General features: G+C 68.2%; 15 protein-coding genes. All 15 read right to left on the bottom strand.

Going from position 1 to position 16,888, the window contains the following annotated elements:
• Positions 1-146: 146 nt before the first annotated feature.
• Positions 147-956, bottom strand: a complete 810-nt coding sequence (locus A9W96_RS04465; RefSeq protein WP_067138100.1) for an adenylate/guanylate cyclase domain-containing protein — start codon at positions 954-956, stop codon at positions 147-149.
• A 65-nt stretch (positions 957-1,021) separates the two neighbouring features.
• Positions 1,022-2,572 (bottom strand): HD domain-containing phosphohydrolase, encoded by a 1,551-nt coding sequence (locus A9W96_RS04460; RefSeq protein ID WP_067138098.1) that lies wholly within the window; start codon positions 2,570-2,572, stop codon positions 1,022-1,024.
• Between the two features lie 131 nt (positions 2,573-2,703).
• A complete protein-coding gene (gene secA / locus A9W96_RS04455; protein WP_067022152.1) occupies positions 2,704-5,532 on the bottom strand; it encodes a preprotein translocase subunit SecA in 2,829 nt (942 codons plus the stop codon).
• 151 nt (positions 5,533-5,683) lie between these two features.
• Positions 5,684-6,349: a ribosome hibernation-promoting factor, HPF/YfiA family gene (gene hpf, locus A9W96_RS04450; RefSeq protein ID WP_067022154.1), complete on the bottom strand. Its 666-nt coding sequence runs from the start codon at positions 6,347-6,349 to the stop codon at positions 5,684-5,686.
• Positions 6,350-6,682: 333 nt separating this feature from the next.
• Complete coding sequence (locus A9W96_RS04445; protein ID WP_066868068.1) at positions 6,683-7,315, bottom strand: ComF family protein; 633 nt, start codon at positions 7,313-7,315, stop codon at positions 6,683-6,685.
• 41 nt (positions 7,316-7,356) lie between these two features.
• On the bottom strand, positions 7,357-9,111 hold the full coding sequence (gene lpqB / locus A9W96_RS04440; protein ID WP_156765110.1) for an MtrAB system accessory lipoprotein LpqB: 1,755 nt from the start codon (positions 9,109-9,111) through the stop codon (positions 7,357-7,359).
• Positions 9,111-10,787: an MtrAB system histidine kinase MtrB gene (gene mtrB / locus A9W96_RS04435; protein WP_082972039.1), complete on the bottom strand. Its 1,677-nt coding sequence runs from the start codon at positions 10,785-10,787 to the stop codon at positions 9,111-9,113. Before mtrB ends, lpqB begins: the two co-directional genes overlap by 1 nt.
• Before the next feature lie 13 nt (positions 10,788-10,800).
• The gene (mtrA, locus tag A9W96_RS04430) at positions 10,801-11,487 is read right to left on the bottom strand and encodes a two-component system response regulator MtrA (protein ID WP_007168097.1); all 687 of its coding nucleotides are present in this window, start codon (positions 11,485-11,487) and stop codon (positions 10,801-10,803) included.
• 80 nt (positions 11,488-11,567) lie between these two features.
• Positions 11,568-12,200 carry a dTMP kinase gene (locus A9W96_RS04425; protein ID WP_067138093.1) on the bottom strand — a complete coding sequence of 211 codons (633 nt, stop codon included), beginning with the start codon at positions 12,198-12,200 and terminating at the stop codon, positions 11,568-11,570.
• A gap of 91 nt (positions 12,201-12,291) precedes the next feature.
• Positions 12,292-13,779 (bottom strand): adenosylhomocysteinase, encoded by a 1,488-nt coding sequence (ahcY, locus tag A9W96_RS04420; RefSeq protein ID WP_066868077.1) that lies wholly within the window; start codon positions 13,777-13,779, stop codon positions 12,292-12,294.
• Between the two features lie 125 nt (positions 13,780-13,904).
• Complete coding sequence (locus tag A9W96_RS04415; protein WP_066868098.1) at positions 13,905-14,501, bottom strand: TetR family transcriptional regulator; 597 nt, start codon at positions 14,499-14,501, stop codon at positions 13,905-13,907.
• A 50-nt stretch (positions 14,502-14,551) separates the two neighbouring features.
• Complete coding sequence (locus A9W96_RS04410) at positions 14,552-14,737, bottom strand: rubredoxin (RefSeq protein WP_066868080.1); 186 nt, start codon at positions 14,735-14,737, stop codon at positions 14,552-14,554.
• The gene (locus A9W96_RS30095) at positions 14,734-14,907 is read right to left on the bottom strand and encodes a rubredoxin (RefSeq protein ID WP_082972038.1); all 174 of its coding nucleotides are present in this window, start codon (positions 14,905-14,907) and stop codon (positions 14,734-14,736) included. The genes A9W96_RS04410 and A9W96_RS30095 overlap by 4 nt, the downstream gene beginning before the upstream one ends.
• Positions 14,904-16,136 carry an alkane 1-monooxygenase gene (locus A9W96_RS04405; RefSeq protein WP_067138091.1) on the bottom strand — a complete coding sequence of 411 codons (1,233 nt, stop codon included), beginning with the start codon at positions 16,134-16,136 and terminating at the stop codon, positions 14,904-14,906. The genes A9W96_RS30095 and A9W96_RS04405 overlap by 4 nt, the downstream gene beginning before the upstream one ends.
• A gap of 102 nt (positions 16,137-16,238) precedes the next feature.
• Positions 16,239-16,888: amino acid permease (locus A9W96_RS04400; protein WP_156765109.1), on the bottom strand; the 650-nt coding region annotated here is incomplete at its 5' end.

Genomic DNA, 16,888 nt, shown 5'->3' with positions numbered 1-16,888 from the left:
GCCACCGCGTGGTTGCTGGACCGGCGATCCCGGCCCGGTGCAGCCACGCGATGACAGCCACGCCGGGCCCGCGGTCCTGCACCGGGACCGCGGGATCGGCTGCCTGTAAGTCCAAGGGGCACAACAAGGTTGAATACGGCACCGGCTCAGGCTTGATGGACGAAGGCGTCGATCGGCTCGTCGTGTCCCCGCAGGTTCAGCGTGCGCCGCGCCAGGTGGGCCGTCATTTCGTCGGCGACCCCACCGGCGATCAACAACTCGCCACCGGAGGCGAGTTGTTGCATCCGGGCCGCGGCGTTGACCGGACGACCGAGTGCGGTGAAATCGACGACGGCCTCGCCGACGTTGCCCACGTACGCGATACCCGCGTGCACGGCGACGCCGACGTTCAGCCAGGGTCCACCCGCAGTGCCGTACCCGACCGCTTCGAGCAGGTCGACGCCCGCCTCGACGGCCCGTTGACGATAGGTGGGGCCGCTGATGCCTTGCACGAAAAACGCCATCACCTCATCACCGATGAGTTTGTCAATCACCGCGTCATGGCGCAGCAGGGTTTGCGTTGCGGCACAATAGAACCGGTTGAGCACCGCAGCGAAGTCCGCGGCGGCCCTACAGTGTCCCAGCGCCGTGGAGCCGCGAACATCAGCGAACAGCACCGCGATGTCGACCTCGGCTCCGCCTTGCGGCAGTGCATCGCAGCAGCGCATGCACAGGTTGGGATTCTTGCGCGACCGGCGGAAGCCGGCTACGGCGAAGAGCCGACCGACGGGTCCACCGAACGGGTTGTTGCACAGCTTGCATCGCGGCGCCGAGGGCAGGTAGCGAAACGCGTGCCTTGCCCTGACCAGGGAAGCGTGGCCGTCGGTGAGCACCCGGTTCCACAGCGCCGACGAGGGCGCCGGTTGCGGTTCCAACGGGACGGCCGCGGCGGCTGGGCCGGTGGCATTGCTGATCATGCGGAAATATTCGCCCAGATTCGCTCACCGGCACATGGGGCATTCGCCCCAAACATCGCAACGGGTCAGTTGGGTGCCCCGCCGGCCAAGCCGTGCCGGGTCGCGTACAGGCTGGCCCCGATCCGGTTCGAGACCCCGATCTTGGCGTAGATGTGTTCGACGTGATTACGAACCGTCTTCTCGGAAATCCACAACGCCGAGGCGATCTCCTTGTTGGAGTGTCCCTGTGCGACATGGAGCAACACCTCGGCCTCGCGCCGGGTCAGCCCCGCCGGCCTGGCGGCTCTGCGCGACGGCCGATGGCCCGCGGCCTGCAACACGGCTTCGACCGCGTCGCCGTCCAGGTGGCCGCGGACCGCTTCTTCTCGCAGTTTCCCGGCCGCGGCGGCTTCGTCGCGCGCATCGCGATACGGACGCGGTTCCATTGAGGAGCAATAGCTTTCGGCGGCAGCGAGCAGCCGGTCGCGAACCGACAGGTCATCACCGCGCAGACCGTTCGGGTAGCCCGAGCCGTCCAGTCGCTCGTGATGGTTCACCGCGACCTCCCGGACCGCCTTCAGTCCGCCGACCCGGGCCAAAATCCTGCCGGTCAGATAGGGATGCAAATGCACCCGCTCGCGTTCGACGTGGGTCAACGCGCCCGGCTTTTCCCACACCCGGTTCGACACCCCGATGCGACCGAGATCGTGAACGTAGCCGGCCCGACGCAAGATATCGATTTCGTCCTGCGCCAGCCCGGCGCATTTCCCTGCGCTCTCGGCCAGCTGCGCGACGGCGCGTGAATGACCAAGAGTGAACGGGCATTTCAGATCCGCGAAGTCACCCATCGCGCACAGCAGCCGGTCCAGCGCGGGACCGCTCAGCGCTTCGCCCGGATCCGGAGCCAAGTCGGCAGCGGTCGACCAGACATCTTCGTGCTCGAGCAGCAGGTCGTCGGCGGCCGCGGTGAACACCGCGACGATATCCGGGTCAAACTGCTTGCCGCTACGGCGGCGAATCTCGGCGATCGCGGCGCTGGCGCCGTAAGCGCGATGGTGCACTTCGGCGATGTCGCAAATCTGCGCCACCCGCATGGCCATCGGTATCTGGTTTCCCGCGGCCCCGGCGGGAAGACCGCTGCCGTCCCATCGCTCGTATGCATAAGGCAGGGCTTGACACACATCGGCGCCCAGGCCGATCTCCTCGGCGAGTAATGCCGCCGAGAGGCAATGGGAGTGCACCAACCCGCCGAGATTCCCGCGTGCGTCCCAGAAAACTTTGGCCGCCAACCGGGCTCGTTTCGGCAACGTCGACCCACGGCCCAAATTGCTCATCAGGAAGCGGCGGTATGGCGCGCCGGACCAGTCGATGTAGTGGCTGTCATGTCGCACCGCGATGTCGTCGCCGAACCACTGCACATACTCGTGCGAGTCGGCGTGACAGCCGATCCACATCACCAGGGCCGTGTAAAAAACCGTCCCGCGCTCGCGCTCGTCGAGTCCGAGCCGCATCGCCAATCGCGAGCCCATCGCCGCCGACCGCAGCATGTGATCCATCGGCTGCCCGAGCCCGAGGTCGATCGCCAGAGATAGCGCGGCCAGGATGTCCGTCCGGGACACGGCTCCGTCGAAGGGCATGGAACTCGCCCCTTTCCCGACCCTCACCGGCGCGGCGTCACTGTAGCCACACACAAGCCGATGCCTGCTAAGCCTAGGGCATTGGCGTTGCTGCCGGGCCGAGAAACGTATTGGCGAGGTTGGGCGCGCGGCTAGCGGCGCTTGACCGATTTGGGTGGCTTGGCGCCGCGACCCTGTTGCCGCGCCGCGGCGCGCCGCTCGCGCCGGCTGGCACCCCCGGGAACCCCGGCCGGCGTCTTGGAATCGCCGCCGTTGCGCTGGACCGCCGCCGAGCCGTCCTCCGCCGGTCCGGAGTAGGTCATGGCCGGCGCTTCGTTGTCAATGCCCTTGGCGCGCAATTGGGTTGGGGCCTCTTCGCGCACGGCCGTCGCCGCGCCGCCCTGCTTGCCGGCCGCGGCGGTGGCGAATTCGGCCAGCCCCTCCGGGGCTTGTACCGGCGCGACCTGCGGGCTGGGCACCGCCTCGACGGTGACATTGAACAGGAACCCGACCGACTCTTCCTTCATGCCGTCGAGCATCGCCATGAACATGTCGTAGCCCTCGCGCTGGTACTCGACGAGCGGGTCGCGCTGGGCCATCGCGCGCAGCCCGATGCCCTCCTTGAGGTAGTCCATCTCGTAGAGGTGCTCGCGCCACTTGCGGTCGATCACGTTGAGCAGCACGTTGCGCTCCAGCTGGCGCATCGCGCCCTCGCCGGCGATCTCCTCGAGCTCGGCTTCCCTTATGGCATAAGCGTTTTCGGCGTCTTTGAGCAGCGCCTCGAGCAGCTCCTCGCGGGTGAGGTCGTCGAGGTCGGCGTCGGCGTCGCGGCGCGTCAGCGTCGCATGGTCGATGCCCACCGGGTACAGCGTCTTGAGCGCCGTCCACAGCGCTTCCAAGTCCCAATCCTCGGCGTAGCCCTCGGAGGTGGCGCCGTTGACGTAGGCGGTGACCACGTCGCGCACCATGTCCAGCGCCTGCTCCTTGAGGTTCTCGCCCTCCAGGATGCGGCGGCGCTCGGCGTAGATCACCTTGCGCTGCTGGTTCATCACCTCGTCGTACTTCAGGACGTTCTTGCGGACCTCGAAGTTCTGCTGCTCGACCTGGGTCTGGGCGCTCTTGATCGCCCGGGTGACCATCTTGGCCTCGATCGGCACGTCGTCGGGCAGGTTCAGCCGGTTGAGCATCGCCTCCAGCGCGGCGCCGTTGAACCGCCGCATGAGCTCGTCGCCCAGCGACAGGTAGAACCGCGACTCGCCCGGGTCGCCCTGCCGGCCGGAGCGGCCGCGCAGCTGATTGTCGATGCGCCGGGATTCGTGCCGCTCGGTGCCCAGCACGTACAGGCCGCCGGCCTCGATCACCTCGGCGGCCTCGGCGGCGACCTCCTCCTTGACCTTGGGCAGTTCCTCGTGCCAGGCGGCGTCGTATTCCTCGGGCGTCTCGACCGGGTCGAGGCCGCGCTCGCGCAGCCGCTGGTCGGTGAGGAAGTCGGCGTTGCCGCCGAGCACGATGTCGGTTCCGCGGCCCGCCATGTTGGTCGCGACGGTGATGCCGCCGCGGCGGCCGGCGACCGCGACAATGGTCGCCTCCTGCTCGTGGAACTTCGCGTTGAGCACGTTGTGCGGCACGCGGCGCTTCTGGAACTGGCGCGACAGGTACTCCGAGCGCTCCACGCTGGTGGTACCGATCAGCACCGGCTGACCCTTTTCGTAGCGCTCGACGACGTCGTCGACCACCGCGATGTACTTGGCTTCCTCGGTCTTGTAGATCAGGTCGGACTGGTCGGCGCGGATCATCGGCTTGTTGGTCGGGATCGGCACCACGCCGAGCTTGTAGATCTCGTGCAGCTCGGCCGCCTCGGTCTGGGCGGTACCGGTCATGCCGGCGAGCTTGTCGTAGAGCCGGAAGTAGTTCTGCAGCGTGATGGTGGCCAGCGTCTGGTTCTCGGCCTTGATCTCCACGTGCTCCTTGGCCTCGATGGCCTGATGCATGCCCTCGTTGTACCGGCGGCCGTAGAGCACGCGGCCGGTGAACTCGTCGACGATCAGGACCTCGCCGTCGCGCACGATGTAGTCCTTGTCGCGGTTGAACAGCTCCTTGGCCTTCAGCGCGTTGTTGAGGTAGCTGACCAGCGGCGAGTTGGCGGCCTCGTAGAGGTTGTCGATGCCGAGCTGGTCCTCGACGAACTCCACGCCCAGCTCGTGCACGCCGACGGTGCGCTTGCGCAGGTCCACCTCGTAGTGGGTGTCCTTCTCCATCAGCGGCGCCAGCCGGGCGAACTCGAGGTACCAGTTGGAGGCGCCGTCGGCGGGGCCCGAGATGATCAGCGGGGTGCGGGCCTCGTCGATCAGGATGGAGTCGACCTCGTCGACGATGGCGAAGTTGTGCCCGCGCTGGACCAGGTCGTCGAGCGAATGCGCCATGTTGTCGCGCAGGTAGTCGAAGCCGAACTCGTTGTTGGTGCCGTAGGTGATGTCGGCGTTGTAGGCGACCCGGCGTTCGTCCGGCGTCATCTGGGCCAGGATCACCCCGACCTCGAGGCCGAGGAAGCGGTGCACGCGGCCCATCCACTCGCTGTCACGTTTGGCCAGGTAGTCGTTGACGGTGACGACGTGCACACCCTTACCGCCAATGGCGTTGAGGTAGGCCGGCAGCACCGAGGTCAGGGTCTTGCCCTCACCGGTCTTCATCTCGGCGACGTTGCCGAAGTGCAGTGCGGCACCGCCCATCACCTGCACGTCGAAGTGCCGCTGGTCGAGCACCCGCCACGCGGCCTCGCGGGCGACGGCGAACGCCTCGGGTAGCAGGTCGTCGAGGCTTTCGCCGTCGGCGTGCCGCTTCTTGAACTCGTCGGTCTTGGCCCGCAACTCGGCGTCGGTGAGCTTCTCGATCTCGTCGGACAAGGTGTTGACGTAGTCAGACACCCGCTTGAGACGCTTGAGCATGCGACCTTCGCCAAGGCGCAGCAACTTCGACAGCACGGTGTTGTCCCCTTTTGGGATGTGCCCCTGTTGGTAGGAGTCTTTTCTTGAGCGACTCCCATGGTAGGCGACGACCCCGTGGGTACCGCCGTAGCGGCGATCGCAAGCGCGGCAACGCCGGGCGTAGCGGGTCGCCGCCCAACCAGCCCCGTCAGGACAGCCTGATCAGGCCGTAGTCGTAGGCGTGCCGCCGGTAGACCACGCTGGGCCGTTCGGTCTGCTTGTCGTGGAATAGGAAGAAGTCGTGTCCGACCAGCTCCATCTCGTAGAGCGCGTCGTCGACCGTCATCGGCGTCGCCGGGTGCTCCTTGGTCCGCACGATCCGCCCGGGCTCGTGGTCAGGTTCCACGCCGTCGCGCTCGGCGGGCGCGGGCTGCGGCGCGCTGTCCGGCGGGACGGGTGGCACCGCGGTGGCCGCGGCCAGTGACACCGGGGTCTTGTCCCCGTAGTGGACCTTGCGACGGTCCTTGACGCGGCGCAGCCGGTTCTCCAGCTTGTCGACCGCGGACTCGAACGCGGCGTAGAAACTGTTGGCACAAGCCTCCGCCCGGGTCACCGGGCCGCGGCCGCGGGCGGTGATCTCCACGCGCTGACAGGATTTGCGCTGGCGCCGGTTGGGCGCGTGCTTGAGCTCGACATCGAAGAGATAGATGGAGCGGTCGAACCGCTCGAGCCGGGCGAGTTTTTGCGAGACGTACAGACGGTAATGATCGGGGATTTCAACGTTGCGGCCCTTGAACACAACATCGGCGGTGGTTGTCGGTGGGGCTTGCTCATCGGTGATGGGCGGTTGGTCCAGAATCTGACCGGAATCCACGGATAGCCTTGACATACGTGACAACTCGTTTCTCTTTTCACGTCGCACGCGCCCTGCGTGCCCGGCTGCTTGATGCGCCGACGAGGTGAGAGCGGTTCGAGACTGGCTACCGCCGCAGGCTGCCCGCCGGTGCAAGGTGTCGATTACTCACCCCTTCCCGCGGATGGGTCCCACCTGGAAAATCGCGACCAGTGAGTCAGACCGATGAGTCGTTCTTCGTTGTTCTCGACGTTAGCTCGTGTTCGCCTGCCGAGCCACTAATTTGGTCCGGCTGTTGCGAGTTCTTCACAACCTCTTGGCCGGCTCACGGGCTCGGCCTGGCGGCGGTGAGGTTCACACGGCGGCCAGCGCCAGCACCGCGGCGACCCGGACCCCGGCGGCGTGCAGGATGCGCACCGACTCGCGCGCGGTCGCACCGGTGGTGACGATGTCGTCGACGACCATGACTTCGGTGCGCGGCGGTGGGCCGCGCAACACCACCCGGCCGGTGATGTTGCGCTCGCGCGCGGCCGTGCCCAGGCCCACCGAGTCACGGGTCAGCGCCTTGAGCCGCAACGCCGCGACGACGGCGATCTCCGGATGCCGCGCCACCGCGGCGCGCGCCAGCCGGGCGACGGGGTCACCGCCGCGCCGCCGCGCGGCCGAGCGCCGGGTGGGCGCGGGAACGACGGTCAGCGGGGTGGGCACGATCCCCCACGACAGCAACCGGTGCACGCCGACGGCCAGGGGCCGCGCCAGCGGTTCGACCAGGTCCGCCCGGCCCCGCTCCTTGAGCGCCAGGATCGCGTGCCGGCGCGCGTTGGCGTAGCGGCCAAGCGCGAACACCGGGACCTCCGGGTCGATGCGCGGGGTCACCACATGCGGCTGGTCGGCCGGCACCGACAGCTCGGCGGCGCACGCGTCGCACCAGCGGGTCGACGGCGCCCCGCAGCCGCCGCATTCGGCCGGCAGGAACAGGTCGAGCATGGCGTCAGTGTGGCGGGTGGGTGTGACACCGAGCTTGTGCGCTACCCCGGCAGCACCGGTGCCGCCCCGGGCACCGTGAGTCCGGGCACCTCCGACCAGCCTTGCTGACCGTCGGCCGACGGCGAATACTGCAGCACCCCTTGCGGTCCCGCGACGTAGGCCGTCGACGGGTTGGCGACCACCGTGGTCACCGGCATCTGCAGACCGTGTGGCGGCGCGTCGGAGTTCACCCCGTCGATGTTCACGTAGGACACCGGATGGCTGGCGTCGGTGCGGGTCACCACGATGTCGTCGCCGGTGCGCCACGACAGCGACACCACCGAATTGCCCAACCCGAATCCGAGCCGGCGCGGGAAGGTCAGGGCGTACTGCCCGGCCTGGGTCTGCTCGACGCTGGCCAGAATCACCTGGCCGCCGATCACCATGGCCGCGCGGGTGCTGTCGCGGGACAGCTGCAGGTCGGTGATGGGCCCCGGGAACCGGGTGGCCACCGCCACCGAATCCACCGGCAGCCGGGCGGGCTGCCCGGAGGCCGGCTCCTGAATCGCCCGCAACACGTTGTTGCCGTCGACGACCACCCACACCACGTCGTCCAGCGACCACGTCGGCCGCGACAGGCTGTGCCCGTCGGCGGCCTGCACGGCCTCCTGACCCAGATCACCGATCCACAGGGACGCGGCCATGTCCGGGGCGCCGCGGTGCAGCGTCACCACCGAGGCCACCTGCCGGCCGGAGCGCGACAGCGCGGCGCCGGTCTGGTCGCCCACGCGGCCGAACGCGCCGGGCACCGTGACGGTGTGCTGGCCGTCCAGCGACACCAGTGAGCCGTTGACCAGGGCGTGCAGCCCCGCGCCCGCGCCGTCGGCGGCGCCGGGATCGGTGGCCGCGACATCCGAGGTGGTCCACCCGTCGCGGAACCGGTCGTCCAGCGGCGCGCCGTCGGCGTTGATCACATAGGGGCCGCGGATGTCGGCCCTGGCCAGCGTCCAAATGATCTGTGCCGCAAGCAATTGCCGGCTGTGCGGATCGGTGGTGGACAGCTTCTCGAGCTCGACCCGCGCACCGCCGTAGCCGCGCCCGATGCCGTTCTTGCCGCCGTCGGCGCGGGTCACCGGCCCGCGCAACCGCAGCGGCGGGGCGAGCAGGTTGCGCACGGTGTGCGCCATCTCCGGCCGCGGCCCGGCGATCACCTTCGAGATCAGCTCGGTGGCCAACTGGTCGTGGTCGGGCACCGCGACGTAACGCGGGTCGGGGACCACCGTCTTGCCGGTCGGGTCGGCGAAGTACAGGGTGTTGCGCTTGTAGGTGGACTGGAACTGCTGCCAGTCCAAGAACACCCCGTTGGGCAACCGGTCGATGCGCCAACCGCCGGAGGTCTTGACCAATTCGATCGGCCCGGGGTCGGGCAGCACGCCCTCGGCGGTTTCGAACACCCCCACGTCGGACAGCGAACCCAGGATGTCGGCCCGCATGGTGGCCGAAACCCGCTCGGCCGCACGGGTTTCGACGAACACCACGTGGTCGATCAGCAGCGCGCTACCGGCGTCGTCCCAGGCGTTGGACGCCGACTGGGTGAGGAACTGCCGCGCGGCCAGGTGGCGGTTGGCGGGATCGGCTGTGGCCTTGAAGAATTCGCGCAGCAGCACGTCCGGGTCCATGCCCGGCGTCGGCTTGGGCAGGTTCGACGGCGCCGGCCGCTCGACGGTGCCGATGGCTTGCGGCGCCGACGAGCTGGGCACCCCCGCGCAGCCGGCGAGCAGCGCGGCCAGCATCAGCAGGCCCACCAGCCGCCGCATCACAGGGTCCTCTCGGCGTGCTCACGCTGGCGCGGACGGTCTTTCGCGTGCTGCGGGCCGCTGGGAGCGGGTTGCGGAATCGGCTTCATGGGCAGCGGGCTGGTGGTGACCTTGTGGCCACGCACCAGCGGCAACGTCAGCCGGAAACACGAGCCGTCGCCGGGTTCGCCCCACGCCTCCAGCCGGCCCTGGTGCAGTCGCGCGTCCTCGATGCTGATGGCCAGGCCCAGCCCGGTGCCCCCGGACCGCCGGACCCGCGAAGGGTCGGCCCGCCAGAACCGGCTGAACACCAGCTTCTCCTCGCCGGGCCGCAGCCCGACGCCGTAGTCGCGCACGGTGACGGCCACCGTGTCCTCGTCGGCGGCCATCCGGATCTTGACCGGCTTGTGCTCGGCGTGGTCGATGGCGTTGGCGATCAGGTTGCGCAGGATGCGCTCCACCCGTCGGGTGTCGACCTCGGCGATCACCTCCTCGGTCGGCAGGTCGACCTTCAGCTCGATGCCGGCGTCCTCGGCCAGATGCCCGACGTTGCTCAGCGCGCTGCGCACCGTGGTGCGCAGATCGACCGCCTCGACGGACAGCTCCGCGACGCCGGCGTCGTGCCGCGAGATTTCCAGCAAGTCGTTGAGCAGCGACTCGAACCGGTCCAGCTCGTTGACCATCAGCTCGGTGGAGCGCGCCAGCGTGGGGTCCAGGTCGGCGCTGTGGTCATAGATCAGGTCGGCGGCCATCCGCACGGTGGTCAGCGGGGTGCGCAGCTCGTGGCTCACGTCGGAAGTGAAGCGGCGCTGCAGATTACCGAACTCCTCCAGCTGGGTGATCTGGCGCGACAGGCTCTCGGCCATGTCGTTGAAGGACATCGCCAGCCGGGCCATGTCGTCCTCGCCGCGCACCGGCATGCGTTCGGACAGATGCCCTTCGGCGAAGCGTTCGGCGATGCGCGACGCCGACCGCACCGGCACCACCACCTGCCGCGACACCAGCAGCGCGATCCCGGCCAGCAGCACCAGCAGCACCGCGCCGCCGGTGATCATGGTGCCGCGCACCAGCTGGATGGTGGCCTGCTCGTTCTTGAGCGGAAAGATCAGGTAGAGCTCCAGGTTGGCCACCTGAGACGACGCCGGCGTGCCGATGATCAGCGCCGGTCCGGAGAACCCGTCGGTGTGGACGGTGGCGTACTGGTAGGACGCCTGCCCGGCCTTGACGAAGCCGCGCAGCGAAGCGGGCACCTGGTCGACGGGCCCGGCGGTGGTCGCCGCGCGCGGGCCGTCGCCCGGCACCATCAACACCGCGTCAAAGGCCCCCGCCATCCCCGCGCCCGAGGCCGGGTCGGTCTTGGAGGTCAGCGTGTTGCGCGCCAGCTGCAGGCTGCTGTCCAGGGATCGCGCCTCTTCGCCGTTGACGATCCCGCCGACGGTGGTGCGCGCCCGCTCGATCTGCTCGATGGCGGCCTTGACCTTGACGTCGAGCACCCGGTTGGTGACCTGAGAAGTCAACACGAAACCGAGCGCCAGGATGACCGCGAGCGACAACCCCAGGGTCAGCGCCACAACCCGCAGTTGCAGCGAGCGCCGCCAGGCGATGGCCACGGCGCGACTCACCGCGCCCATGCCACGAGTCATGGGACCGGAGCGTCCCCAACGGCTCCGAGTGCGTCGCCGAGAGCCCCAGATCACGTGTCCCTACCGGTCACGGAGGTCCGGCCTTGTACCCAACTCCTCGAACGGTCAACACTACGGTCGGGTTTTCGGGATCCTTCTCAACCTTGGCGCGCAGACGCTGGACGTGCACGTTCACCAGACGGGTATCCGCCGGGTGACGATAGCCCCACACCTGTTCGAGCAGCACATCACGAGTAAACACCTGCCGCGGTTTGCGCGCCAACGCCACCAGCAAGTCGAATTCCAGCGGTGTCAGCGAGATCTGCTCGCCGTTGCGGGTGACCTTGTGCGCCGGCACGTCGATCTCCACGTCGGCGATGGACAGCATCTCGGCGGGCTCGTCGTCGTTGCGCCGCAGCCGCGCCCGCACCCGCGCCACCAGCTCCTTGGGCTTGAACGGTTTCATGATGTAGTCGTCGGCGCCCGACTCGAGGCCCAGGACCACGTCGACGGTGTCGGTCTTGGCGGTCAGCATGACGATCGGCACGCCGGAGTCGGCGCGCAACACCCGGCACACGTCGATGCCGTTCATCCCGGGCAGCATCAGGTCCAACAGCACCAGATCGGGGCGCAGTTCGCGCACCGCCGTCAGGGCCTGGGTGCCGTCACCGATGACCGCAGTGTCGAAACCCTCACCCCGCAACACGATGGTCAACATCTCGGCGAGCGAAGCGTCGTCATCGACGACGAGAATCCTTTGCCTCATGGAGTCCATGGTGTCACCAGATCGGGACAAAACTCGGACATCACACGGGCGTTTCTTCTTCGAAAGGGCCGAATCGTGACAAATCTGTGCTAGTCGGCGGCCAAATCGGCGGCCAGCCGGCCGGGATCGACGTCCGCGTCGACGCTCAGCCACCGACCACCCCAGCCCGCGGCGGCCAGGTCGGCGTACACCGCGCCGGTGCGCTGCTGCAGCCCGTCGTCGCGTTCGTAGCTGTCCCGCTTGCGGCCCGGATCGGACTCGGCCCGGCGGCGGGCCCGCTGCCCGGCCAGCTCGGCCGGCACCGCGAGCAGCACCTGCCAGTCGGGCGCGGGCAGTCCGAGGCGCCCGTATTCCAGCGCGTGTATCCATGCCACGGCCGGCCCGGCCGCGTCCTGATGCAGCCGGGCGGCGGTGTAGGCCGCGTTGGAGGCGACGTAGCGGTCCATGATCACCACGTCGTGCTCGCGGCGCAGCGCCTCGATGTCGCCGACGGCCCCCGCGCGATCCAGCGCGAACAGCATCGCCATCGCGTACACCGACGACGCGAGATCGCCGTGCTCGCCGTGCAGGGCCTCGGCCGCGATGTCGGCGGTCACCGACTGCCCGTACCGCGGGAAGGCCAGCAAGGCCACCGACTTGCCGTCCGCCTCGAACAGCTTGCGCAGCTTGTCGGTCAGCGTCCGCTTGCCGGCGCCGTCGATGCCCTCGATCGCGATCAGCACGGCGCGAGCCTAGCCCGTTGTCGAGCGCCCGGCTGGCTGGGCACGCGGTGCCGAACGCCCGGCTGGCCGGGCGTTCGGCCGAAGCGCCGGCTCAGTAGCGGTAGTGGTCGGCCTTGTAGGGACCGTCGACGTCGACGCCGATGTACTCGGCCTGCTCCTTGGTGAGCTTGGTCAGCTTGCCGCCGAGCGCCTCGACGTGGATGCGGGCCACCTTCTCGTCGAGGTGCTTGGGCAGCCGATAGACCTCGTTGTCGTACTCGTCGTTCTTGGTCCACAGCTCGATCTGGGCGATGACCTGGTTGGAGAAGCTGTTGCTCATCACGAACGACGGGTGCCCGGTGGCGTTACCCAGGTTCAGCAACCGGCCCTCGGACAGCAGGATGATCGACTTGCCGGTGTCCGGGAACGTCCACAGGTCGACCTGCGGCCGGATGTTGGTCTTGGTGGCGCCCGACTTCTCCAGCCGCGCCACCTGGATCTCGTTGTCGAAGTGGCCGATGTTGCCCAGGATCGCCTTGTCCTTCATCGCCTTCATGTGCTCGAGGGTGATGATGTCCTTGTTGCCGGTGGTGGTGATGACGATGTCGGCCTCGCCGATCACATCCTCGACGCGCTTGACGTCGAAGCCCTCCATCAGCGCCTGCAGGGCGTTGATCGGGTCGATCTCGGTGACGGTCACCCGCGCGCCCTGGCCGGCGACCGACTCGGCCGAACCCTTACCGACGTCGCCGTAGCCGCAGATCAGCACCTTCTTGCCACCGATCAGCACGTCGGTGCCGCGGTTGATGCCGTCGATCAGCGAGTGCCGGCAGCCGTACTTGTTGTCGAACTTGCTCTTGGTGACCGAGTCGTTGACATTGATCGCCGGGAACGCCAGGTCGCCGGCGGCGGCGAACTGGTAGAGCCGCAGCACGCCGGTGGTGGTCTCCTCCGAGACACCCTTGATCGACGCGGCGATCTTGGTCCACTTGTCCTTGTCGGTTTCGAAGCGCTTGCGCAGCAGGTTCAGGAACACCCGGTGCTCGGTCGAGTCGTCCTCGTCGTCCGGCGGCACCACGCCGGCCTTCTCGTACTGCGCGCCGCGCAGCACCAGCATGGTGGCGTCGCCGCCATCGTCCAGGATCATGTTCGCGGGCGCGGCGGCGCCGTCTTTATCGGGCCACGTCAGCACCTGCTCGGCCGCCCACCAGTACTCCTCGAGCGTCTCGCCCTTCCACGCGTACACCGGGACGCCCTTGGGCTCCTCGGGCGTGCCGTGCGGGCCGACGACCACCGCGGCGGCGGCGTGGTCCTGGGTGGAGAAGATGTTGCAGGACGCCCAGCGCACCTCGGCGCCCAGCGCGACGAGGGTCTCGATCAGCACCGCGGTCTGCACGGTCATGTGCAGCGAACCGGAGATGCGCGCGCCCTTGAGCGGCTGCACGTCGTGGTACTCGCGGCGCAGCGACATCAGACCCGGCATCTCCTGCTCCGAGAGCTCGATGTCCCGGCGACCGTAATCCGCCAACGACAGATCGGCGACCTTGAAATCGATGCCGTTTCGAACGTCGGGGGTGAGTGCGTTTTCGGTCGTCGTCATAGCGTGTTCTTCCTTTTTCGGCTCGCTCGCCTGTGGCTCGCTCGGATGAAAGCGGTAATTAGCTTAGGTATGTTCTTGCGCCACTGTAGTCGCGGGTCGGCGCGGACCTCGGCGCAGGGAAGGGCTCAGGGGACGTTGACGACGCCGTGCCGCTCGGCGAACGGCGTCATCAACCGGGCCAGATCGGCCGCCACGTCGTGGTCCGCCTCGGGCGGCATCGACACATAGCTCAGCGCCAGCCGCACGATGGCCCGCGCCAGCACGCCGGCGTCCTCGTCGCTGGTGGCCACCCAGCTGTGGGTCAGCGCGTTGGTCAGCCGCTCGGAGGCACGGTTGATGATGGGCGCGCTGTCGGTGGTGATGATCTGCAGCAGGTCGGGTTTGGCCACGCCGGTGAGCAGCGAGATCACCAGCGGGTCGGCCGACAGCTCGGTGAACAGGTCGCGAAAGCCCCGCAGAAACGCCTCGTAGATGTTGCCGACGTTGGCTTCCAGCGCGGCGTTGACGGCGTCGACCAGCCGGTCGGCCAGGCGCAGGCCGTACCCCTGCGCCAGGCCTTGGCGCGAGCCGAACTCGTTGTAGATCGTCTGCCGGCTGATGCCCGCGGCGCGGGCGACGTCCGACAGCGTGATGGCCGACCAGTCGCGGGTCAGCAGCAGATCCCGCATCGCGTCGAGCACCGAGTCGCGCAGCAGGGCGCGCGAGGCCTCGGCGTACGGCATCCGCTTCACAGGCGCGACAATAGCGGCTTTGGCCGCCGCGTTGGCGGCGATCACGAACGGGCGATCTCCACCATCTCGAAGTCGGTCTTCGCCGCACCGCAATCCGGGCAGCTCCAGTCCTCGGGGATGTCGTCCCAGCGGGTCCCCGGGGCGATGCCGTCCTCCGGCCAGCCCTTGGCCTCGTCGTACTCGAATCCGCACTGCACGCAGACGAACAGCTTGTAGTCCTCGTTCATCGGTTCACTCCTGATAGTTCGAAATCGACTTTCTCGCGCACCGCACAATCGGGGCAGCACCAGTCCTCGGGGATGTCAGCGAAGGGCGTGCCCGGCCGAAAGCCTTCCCGCGGTTCGCCTTTCGCTTCGTCGTAGACGTAGTCACAACCCGGGCAGCGGTAGGCGGTCATGCGGCGTACTTCGCCAGCAGCTTCTCGCGCAGCCGCGGCGCGATGTTGACGCGGGTGATGTCGCCGTCGTAGTGCGCCAGCACCCGGTGATCCATCACCTTGCGCCACAGCGGCGGGAAGTAGGTGAGCGAGATCATCGACGCGTACCCGCTCGGCAGGTTGGGCGCACCCGCCATGCTGCGCAGCGTCTGGTAGCGCCGGGTCGGGTTGGCGTGGTGGTCGCTGTGCCGCTGTAGGTGATACAGGAACAGGTTGGTCACCACGTGGTCGGAGTTCCAGCTGTGCGCCGGGGTGCACCGCTCGTAGCGGCCGCTCGAATTCTTCTGCCGCAGTAGCCCGTAGTGCTCCAGGTAGTTGACCGACTCGAGCAGGCTGAACCCGAAGACGGCCTGGATCACGACGAAGGGGATCAGGCCCGGGCCGAAGACCGCGATCAGCGCGCCCCACAGCACCACCGACATCAGCCACGCATTGAGGACGTCGTTGGACGCGTACGTCTTCGGGTTCCAGGGGCTGGCGCCCTGCCGGCGAATCCGTTGCGCCTCCAACTTCAGCGACGAGCGCAGGCTGCCGATGACGCTGCGCGGCAAGAACTCCCAGAAGGTCTCACCGAAGCGGGCCGACGCGGGGTCCTCCGGGGTGGCGACGCGCACGTGGTGGCCGCGGTTGTGCTCGATGTAGAAGTGCCCGTAGCAGGTCTGCGCCAGGGTGATCTTGGACAGCCAGCGCTCCAGCGAGTCCTTCTTGTGGCCCATCTCGTGCGCGGTGTTGATGCCGACGCCGCCGAGCACGCCGACGGATAGGGCCAGGCCCAGCTTGCCCGCCCAGCTGAGCGCGCCGTCAAAGCCGAGCCAGCCCAGGTCCGAGGCGGTGAACAGGTAGGCGCCCATCACCACGCTGAGGTACTGGAACGGGATGTAGGAGTAGGTGCAGTAGCGGTAGTACTTGTCGTTCTCCAGCCGCTCCATGACCTCGTCGGGCGGGTTCTGCCCGTCGGGACCGAAACGCAGGTCGAGGATCGGCAACACGACCCAGAGCAGGATCGGTCCGATCCACAGCGGCACCTGCGCGGCGGCGTGCCAGCCCAACGTGTTGAGGCCCCAGATGAGCGGCAACATCACGAACAGCGCCGTCGGCGCGATCAGCCCCATCAGCCACAGGCGACGCTTCTTGTCCCGCCAGGCGAGCGGGTCGGCTTCCTGTCCCAGCTGCGCTTCGAATGTGGTCATCTGCCAAACCTCCTTGTGAGTCACGCCACGTTGAGGTTGGACAATACCGCTGTTTGCGTCTTATGTCTAGACAAACAGCGCGGTTTTGTAAAGCAACTGCGGCTAGGGCACCGGGCTGTGCGGATTGGCCTCGAGCGAGTCGCTGGGCTCGGCCTCCCCTTCCTCCCGCCGGCCCTGCACCGAGTGCCAGTAGCCGTAGCCGGCGTAGATCGCCGTGCCCACCACCAGCCACACCCCGAACCGGACCCAGGTGAGCGCGGTGAGGTTGAGCATCAACCACAGGCAGGCGGCGATCGACGCGATCGGGAGCAACGGCACCCACGGCGCCTTGAAACCGCGTTCCAGGTCCGGCCGGGTGCGGCGCAGCACGATCACGCCGGCCGAGACCAGCACGAAGGCGAACAGGGTTCCGACGTTCACCATCTCCTCGAGCTTGGTGATCGGAAACACCGACGCGGTCACGGCCACCACCAGCGCGACCAGCACGGTGATCCGCACCGGCGTGCCCCGCGCACCCGTCTTGGCCAGCGACCGGGGCAACAGGCCGTCGCGCGCCATCGCGAACAGGACCCGGCACTGGCCGAGCATCAGCACCATCACCACGGTGGTCAGGCCCGCCAACGCACCGATGGAGATGATCTTGCTCGCCCAGTGGATGCCGTTCGCGGTGAAGGCGGTGGCCAGGTTCGCCTGCCCGCGGCCGCGGACCGTCTTGAGTTCGGTGTAGGACACCATGCCCGACAGCACCACCG

It is taken from the genome of Mycobacterium sp. 1245852.3 (assembly GCF_001669335.1).
GTDB classification, from domain to species: Bacteria; Actinomycetota; Actinomycetes; order Mycobacteriales; family Mycobacteriaceae; genus Mycobacterium; species Mycobacterium europaeum_A.
The sequence above is the reverse complement of the archived record's forward strand: the minus strand, read 5'-3'. Positions and strand labels throughout refer to the sequence as shown.